Source organism: Cellulomonas jepli (assembly GCF_047229345.1).
Lineage (GTDB): Bacteria > Actinomycetota > Actinomycetes > Actinomycetales > Cellulomonadaceae > Cellulomonas_A.
Genome location: NZ_JBFTER010000158.1, coordinates 1 through 6,812, shown reverse-complemented (window position 1 = coordinate 6,812; position 6,812 = coordinate 1). Strand labels below are relative to the sequence as shown.

6 protein-coding genes and 1 pseudogene are annotated in these 6,812 nt (G+C 77.2%); 3 read left to right on the top strand and 4 right to left on the bottom strand.

The window, feature by feature from the left end; translation table 11 throughout:
• Positions 1-147 precede the first annotated feature (147 nt).
• Positions 148-1,242: a DUF3048 domain-containing protein gene (locus tag AB6N24_RS22225; protein WP_412871536.1), complete on the bottom strand. Its 1,095-nt coding sequence runs from the start codon at positions 1,240-1,242 to the stop codon at positions 148-150.
• Positions 1,243-1,313: 71 nt separating this feature from the next.
• Here AB6N24_RS22225 and AB6N24_RS22220 point away from each other — a divergent pair, with 71 nt between their 5' ends.
• Positions 1,314-2,693, top strand: a complete 1,380-nt coding sequence (locus tag AB6N24_RS22220; protein WP_412871535.1) for an AMP-binding protein — start codon at positions 1,314-1,316, stop codon at positions 2,691-2,693.
• An 80-nt stretch (positions 2,694-2,773) separates the two neighbouring features.
• Positions 2,774-3,643, top strand: coding sequence for a 1,4-dihydroxy-2-naphthoate polyprenyltransferase (locus AB6N24_RS22215; protein ID WP_412871534.1), 870 nt, complete (start codon positions 2,774-2,776; stop codon positions 3,641-3,643).
• A 204-nt stretch (positions 3,644-3,847) separates the two neighbouring features.
• On the opposite strand, the pseudogene AB6N24_RS22210 reads toward AB6N24_RS22215, so the two are convergent.
• Positions 3,848-4,030 (bottom strand): annotated as a pseudogene (locus AB6N24_RS22210) (DUF4229 domain-containing protein); the annotation flags it as partial.
• A 63-nt stretch (positions 4,031-4,093) separates the two neighbouring features.
• Between AB6N24_RS22210 and AB6N24_RS22205 the strand changes: the two are divergent.
• On the top strand, positions 4,094-4,468 hold the full coding sequence (locus tag AB6N24_RS22205) for a PLDc N-terminal domain-containing protein (protein WP_412871533.1): 375 nt from the start codon (positions 4,094-4,096) through the stop codon (positions 4,466-4,468).
• A 58-nt stretch (positions 4,469-4,526) separates the two neighbouring features.
• On the opposite strand, the gene ccsB is transcribed toward AB6N24_RS22205, so the two are convergent.
• Together ccsB and resB are read right to left on the bottom strand one after the other, a co-directional pair.
• On the bottom strand, positions 4,527-5,543 hold the full coding sequence (ccsB, locus tag AB6N24_RS22200) for a c-type cytochrome biogenesis protein CcsB (RefSeq protein WP_412871532.1): 1,017 nt from the start codon (positions 5,541-5,543) through the stop codon (positions 4,527-4,529).
• On the bottom strand, positions 5,540-6,812 hold a 1,273-nt coding region (gene resB, locus AB6N24_RS22195; protein WP_412871531.1), incomplete at its 5' end, for a cytochrome c biogenesis protein ResB. The genes ccsB and resB, both read right to left, overlap by 4 nt.

Sequence of the window (6,812 nt, the reverse complement as noted above, 5' to 3'; positions counted from 1 at the left end):
CGCCGCGAGCGCGAGCACCGCGCCGGCGAGCGTCGCGGCGACCCGGGCCGCGCGCCCCCGCCCGCCCCGTCGCGCCGTGTCCGTCCGCCCGCTCAGCACCATGCCGTCCCCCTCGTCGTCACGTCCTGCCGTCCCTGCGCCGCCGGCTCAGCCGACGGTCACCGCACCGGTGCCGTTGGGCACGAGCTCGACCCACGTCGCCCCCGGCGCGAGCCGCACGTCCGTGCCGTCGGCCGTCGCGAGCGTGAGCGGTGCGTCCGTGGACGCCTTGGTCCAGGTCGCGGCGAGCGTCCTGCCGCCCGTCGCGACGAGCGCCTCCCCCGAGCCGACGAGCCTGGTCTCCGGGACCGGGCTGCCGGCCGGGTCGACCGTCCCCGACGCCACGAGGTCCACGCGGAGCGTCACGACGTTCGTCGCGGCGAGCCGCGCGCCCGACGCGGAGGTCGCGGGCGTCCCGGACTCCGAGCGCAGCCACGTGCCGTCGGCGGGGTTCCAGTCCCACGAGGGCTTCGAGTACGTCGACATCGTCACCGCGACCTGCGCCGCGGGCGTGCCCGCGACGGCGGCGGTCGCGAGCTCGGGGCGGCGCGCGAAGTGGAACTGCTCGGGCGGGGACGCCACGTGCTCGGAGTCGGCCTGGCCGAGGAACGCCGCGGGGTCGCCGAAGACGTTGTGCGGGGCGGTGCGGCCCTTGGTCCGGTAGAAGCCGTCGTCGCCGGCGTCGTGGCTCACGGTCTGCAGCCCGGCGGCGGAGAGCGCCTGCACGAAGCCGGGCTGCCCGCCCGAGAACGCGATGACGCCGTGCAGCGGGGCGGCGATCGCGGGGTCCATCGGGCGCACCGAGCGGATCGGGCCCACCTCGCCCGGGACGGCGGAGTGGTAGACCGCGACGAAGCGGGTCACCCCGCCCTCGACGACCTGCTCCCAGACGACGTCCGCCTGGTCGAGGCCCGTCTGCGGGCGGACCTCCTTGGGGTTCTCGATCTTGACGGCGAGCGCCGGACGCTCGACGAGCTCGGTGGCGGGCACCCCCGTCAGCACCCAGCGCGGCGGGACGACGGGCGCGGGCGCGGCGTGCTTCGCGGGCGTGATGACCGGCGGCAGGGTCACCGGCGGGTCCGTCGGGGCGTCCGTGCCGCCCGAGCAGGCACCGAGGAGAGCGACGAGCCCGAGGACGACGGCGGCACGGGTGCGCGGGTGCCGGGCGGGGCGCGACGGCGCTGACTGCGCGGACGTGGGCACGGGCGAGCTCCTTCGGTCCCGGGCGGGCGGCCGGGTCGGCCACACTCTACGGTCCCGCCTACGCTGGCCCGGTGAGCCGTCCGGTCCGCTGCGTGCCCGTGTCGTCCGGTCCCGGCGGCACCCCGGGCACCGCGTCGTCCCCGGGTGGCCCGGTGCACGCGCTGCTCACCGCGCTCGGCGCGGCGCTCGACGGGACCGGCCCGGCGGTGCTCCCCCTGCCCGCCGACGAGCCTCCGCCCGAGCGGCCCGGTGAGGTGCCCGACGACGTCGCGCTCGTCGTGCGGACCTCGGGGTCGACGGGCGTCCCGCGGGACGTGCTGCTCTCGGCGGCGGCGCTGCGCGCGTCGGGGGAGGCGACCGCGGCGCGGCTCGGTGGCCACGGGCGCTGGCTGCTCGCGCTGCCGCCGGTGCACGTCGCCGGGGTGCAGGTGCTGGTCCGGTCGCTCCTGGCGGGGACCGAGCCGGTCGTGCTCGCGCCCGGGCCGTTCCGTGCGGACGCGTTCGAGCGCGCGGTGCGCGAGCTCGACCCGCCGGGCGTCGGAGGCCCCGGCGGACCCCAGGGCCTCCCGGCGCGGGTCACGGGGTCGACCTCCACGGCTCCGGGGGAGCCCGCGGCACCCGGTCGCCGGTACACCTCGCTCGTGCCGACCCAGCTGCACCGCCTGCTCGCCTCCCCCGGTGCGCTCGACGCGCTGCGCACGTTCGACGCGGTGCTCGTCGGCGGCGCCGCCACCGCTGCCGGGCTGCTCGCGGACGCGCGCGCGGCGGGTGTGCGGGTCGTGACGACGTACGGGATGTCCGAGACGTGCGGCGGGTGCGTGTACGACGGCGTGCCGCTCGACGGGGTCGAGGTCGACGTCGACCCCACGGACGGGCGCGTGCTGCTCGCCGGGCCCGTGCTCGCGACCGGGTACCGGGACCGGCCGGACCTCGACGCCGAGGCGTTCGTCGAGCGCGGCGACCGGCGGTGGCTGCGGACCGGGGACCTCGGTGAGCTCGTGGCGGTCGGCCCGTCCTCCCCCGCGGTGCCGGACGGGACGCCCGCCGGCCTCGCGACGGTCTCGCCGACGTTGCACGGGTCGCCCCCGGCCGGGGCCGGGCACGTGCTGCGCGTGCTCGGGCGCGCCGACGACGTGCTCGTGACCGGCGGGGCGAAGGTCGCCCCCGCCGCCGTCGAGCGCGTCGTCGGTGCGCTGGACGGCGTCGCGGACGTGTGCGTCGTCGGGCTGCCCGACCCGGAGTGGGGGCAGTCGGTGACCGCGGTGCTGGTGCTCCACGACGGTGCACGCGCCCCGGCGCACGACGACGTCCGGGCCGCCGTCGCGCGTAGCCTGGGGCACGCCGCGGCGCCCCGTGCCGTGGTCGTGGTGGAGTCCCTGCCGCTGCGCGGACCCGGCAAGCCCGACCGTGCCGCGGTCGCCCGGCTGGCCGCGGACCGGCTCGGCCGCTGACCGCGGTCCGCGCCGCGCGCACGACCCGCACCACCACGACCCCCAGCACCGCGCACGCGGCGCGACCCGACAGGAGCACGATGGCCACGACGTCCGAGTGGATCGCCGGTGCGCGCCCGCGCACGCTGCCCGCGGCGGCCGCCCCGGTGCTCGTCGGCACCGGTGCCGCCGCGCAGCTCGACCAGGCGCACCTCGGGCGTGCGCTGCTCGCGCTCGGCGTCGCGCTCGCGCTGCAGGTCGGCGTCAACTACGCGAACGACTACTCCGACGGCGTGCGCGGCACGGACACCGAGCGGGTCGGGCCGATGCGGCTCACCGCGTCCGGCGCGGCCCGGCCGGCGCAGGTGCGGCTCGCCGCGTTCGCGGCCCTCGGGGTCGGCGCGGCGCTCGGGCTCGTGCTCGTCGTGCTCACGGGCCAGTGGTGGCTGCTTGCGGTCGGGGCGCTCGCGGTCGCCGCCGCGTGGTTCTACACCGGGGGGCGGCGCCCGTACGGCTACCGGGGGCTCGGCGAGGTCGGCGTCTTCGTGTTCTTCGGCCTCGTCGCGGTGCTCGGCACGACGTACACCCAGGCGGACCGCATCTCGTGGGTCGCGGTGGCCGGCGCCGTCGGCGTGGGGCTGCTCGCGTGCGCGCTGCTCATGGTCAACAACCTGCGCGACATCCCGACCGACGCCCTCGTCGGCAAGCGCACGGTCGCCGTCCGGCTCGGCGACCACCGTGCCCGGCGCGCGTACGCGCTGCTCGTGACCGTCCCGCTGCTGCTCGGGGTCGCGTGCGCGTTCGCCGCCCCCGGTGCCCTGCTCGTGCTCGTGCTCGCGCTACCCGCGGGGGTGCTCGCGTTCACCGTGCTCGTCGGGGCGCGCGGCATCGCGCTCGTCCCGGTCCTCGCCGGCACGGGCCTGCTCGAGCTCGGCTACGGGATCCTGCTCGGCGTCGGCCTCGCGCTCTGACACCCGGACGTCCGCGTCGACCGCGTCCTGCGCCTCGTCCGCGTCGAGCGACGCGGCCGCACCGGTGACCGGGCGCGCGGCGACGGGCACGCCCGGCACGCCGGTCCCGGTCGTGGCGAGCGCCGCGTCGACCGCGGCGTCCTCGGCGGCGTCGTCGTCCAGCTCGCGCTGCGAACGGCCCGAGCGCGCCGCCCGCGCCTGCGTGCGCTCCGCGATCTCGAGCGCGGCGGCGTCGCGAGGCCCGGCGAGGAGCACGTACGAGAGGCCCCAGGCGAGGAACGTCGCGACGAGGAACGCGACCCACAGGCCGGCACCCGCCCAGTAGAGCCCGGCGAAGCACACGGCGAGCAGCCCGAGCCGCATGAGGGAGTAGGTCAGGACGCGCACCTCCTCAGCCTAGGCGGCGCCGCTCGGCGGTCGCGAACCGCGTCGGCGAACTACTGTGGCCGGGTGCGCAACCTCCTCGCCCTCGTGGTCGTCGGTCTGATCGTGTACACGGTCATCGACGTCACGCGCAGCGACGAGCGCGAGCGCCTGGGGCTGCACAAGGTGCTCTGGGTCGCGTTCATGGTGCTGGTGCCGGTCCTCGGCTCGGTCACGTGGCTGCTCGTCCGGCGCACGCCCGGGCGTCGCACCGGGCGCGGTCCGGGGCTGGGGACGGTGCCGCAGGCGCCGCTCGCGCCCGACGACGACCCGGAGTTCCTCTGGCGCCTCGAGCAGGAGCGTCGCCGGCGCGAGCGCGAGGCGGGCGGGACCGGTGCGGGCGAGCCCGCCGACCCGACGGACCCGACGCAGCCCCCGTCGGGCCCCTCCTCCTCGAGCTGACCCGCGGCCCGCGCACGCCGGTCGCGGCGACGGTCGCAGCGCGCCGCGACCGTCGGGGTCAGAGCCCCGAGTAGCTGTGCTTCCCGTCGACGAACAGGTTCACGACCGTGAAGTTGGCGAGCACCACGGCGTACCCGACGAAGACCATGTACGCCGCACGTCGCCCGCTCCACCCGCGCGTCGTGCGCGCGTGCAGGTAGGCCGCGTAGACGACCCACGCGACGAACGTGCCGACCTCCTTGGGGTCCCAGCCCCAGTACCGCCCCCAGGCGTGCTCGGCCCAGATCGCGCCGCCGATGAGCGTGAACGTCCACAGCACGAAGCCGATCGCGTTGAGCCGGAACGAGAAGGCCTCGAGCTCGCGCGCGGAGGGCGCCGACCGCAGCCACGCCCACGCGGGGCCGGTCACGCGCCACCGGTGCAGCGCGCCGGGCTTCCCGGCCTCCGCCGCGGCGCCGACGCGGCTGCGCCCGGACTCGCGCGCGTCCTGGAGCACCTGGAGCACCGCGGCGGCGAACCCGACCGTGAACACCCCGGTGGCGATGATCGCGACGCCGACGTGCAGCACGAGCCAGTAGCTCTGCAGGGCCGGCTGGACCGCGTCGGCCTGCACGAACAGCACGGTCAGCGCGAGCGCGAGCGCGAGCACCCCGATGCCGAGCACGACGACGCTCAGAAACGGGATGAAGCGGCGGCGCTGGACCACGACGAGCACGACGACGGCGATGAAGGCCCCGACGAGCGCGAACTCGTACATGTTCGCGGTCGGCCACCGCCCGGCGGCGAGGCCGCGCGTCACGATCCCGGCGAGCAGGAGCGCGGCGCCCGTCACGGACGTCGAGCGCGCGATCCCCGCGGCCTTCGGGGAGCCGTCGGGGCGCACCTCGGGCTGCGCGTCGGCCTCGACGGCGGCCGGGCCGGACGGCGCGCCGGCGGTCGCGAGCTCACGGGCCGCGGGCACCCGGCGCGACGCCTCGGCGAGGCGTGCGAGGGCCACCGTCGACGCGACGAACGCGACGGTCAGCGCGGTCATCGCGGCCCACACGAGCAGGGAGCTGAGGTCGCCCATGGTCATGGCTTGGTCTCTTCCGCCGGTGCGCGCGTGGTGGCGCGCGGGATGGGTGCGGGCTGCGCCGGGTCCGCGCCGCCCACGGGGTCGAGCGCGAGAGCGCCCACGATCTCGTCGAGCTCGGCCTGGAGCCCGACGTCGTCGCCGCGCGCGAGGGCCGCGGCACTCACCACTGTACGTCCGGGGCGCTCGCCGTCGGGCGCCGCGCGGACCCACACGCGGCGCCGCGGCGTGAACAGCGAGACCCCGAGGCCGGCGAACGCGAGCAGCGCGAAGACCAGCACGAACGGCAGCGCGGGGTCGCGGCGCAGGTCGAGCGCGACGAACCGCGGGACGTCGCGCAGCTCGAGCGTGCCGAGCCCGTCCGGCAGGTCGACGGTCTCGCCCGGGCGGACGTACAGCGTCGCGGGGACCCCGTCGGGCCCGGTGACCTGCTCCATGCCGGTGTCGTCGAGCTCGTAGACGTTCTGCGGCACGCCGTCGTCGAGCCCGAGGTCGCCCTGCCAGACGGCGAGCACGAGCACCGGGTCCGTCGGCTGCGGGTCGACCGAGCGCCAGATCGTGTCGGTGAGCTGCTGCGCGGTCGGCAGCAGCGAGCCGACGAGCCCGATCTGCGCCTGGCCGCCCGAGACGTCCGGGACCTTGATGACGCCCTGCGACGTGTAGACCTCGTCCTGCGGGAGGAACGGCACGGGCCCGGAGAACGCGACCTCGCCCGCGGCGTCGCGCACCACGACGTCCGGCGCGTACCCGTTGCCCTGCAGGTAGACCTTGGCCCCGCCGGCCGTGAGCGGGTGGTTGACCTTGATGGTCTCCGCGGTCGGCGCGCGCCCGGGCTCCGTGAGCGTGACCTCGGCGAGGAAGTCGCGCGACTGGAGCGTCTCGGGGTCGAACTCCGACGTGAACCGGTCGAGCCGCAGCGTGAACGGCACGAGGTCCGCGGGGTCGAACGCGCTGCCCGACTCGAACGTGTCGTAGTCGGTCTGGGCGTTCGCGAAGCCGCGGCCCTCGACGACGATCGCCTGCCCGCGGAAGTGCAGCAGCTGGCCCGTCGCGATCGAGATGAGCAGGCCGACGAGCGCGAGGTGGAACAGCAGGTTGCCGGACTCGCGCAGGTAGCCGCGCTCGGCCGACACGGTCCAGGTGCCCTCGGCGGCCGCGGCCTCGGCCTGCACGTCGACCCGGTAGCGCGGCAGCCAGGCGACCCGCCCGCGCAGCGCGCTCGAGGCCGCGCGCACGACCGCCTCCGGGGACCCCGCGCTCGTCCCGCCGGCG

What these genes read in the sequence shown, in the direction of transcription:
- AB6N24_RS22215 (WP_412871534.1), top strand. Translation starts at nt 2,774, where the DNA reads ATGGCCACGACGTCCGAGTGGATCGCCGGTGCGCGCCCGCGCACGCTG.
- ccsB (WP_412871532.1), bottom strand. Translation starts at nt 5,543, where the DNA reads ATGACCATGGGCGACCTCAGCTCCCTGCTCGTGTGGGCCGCGATGACC.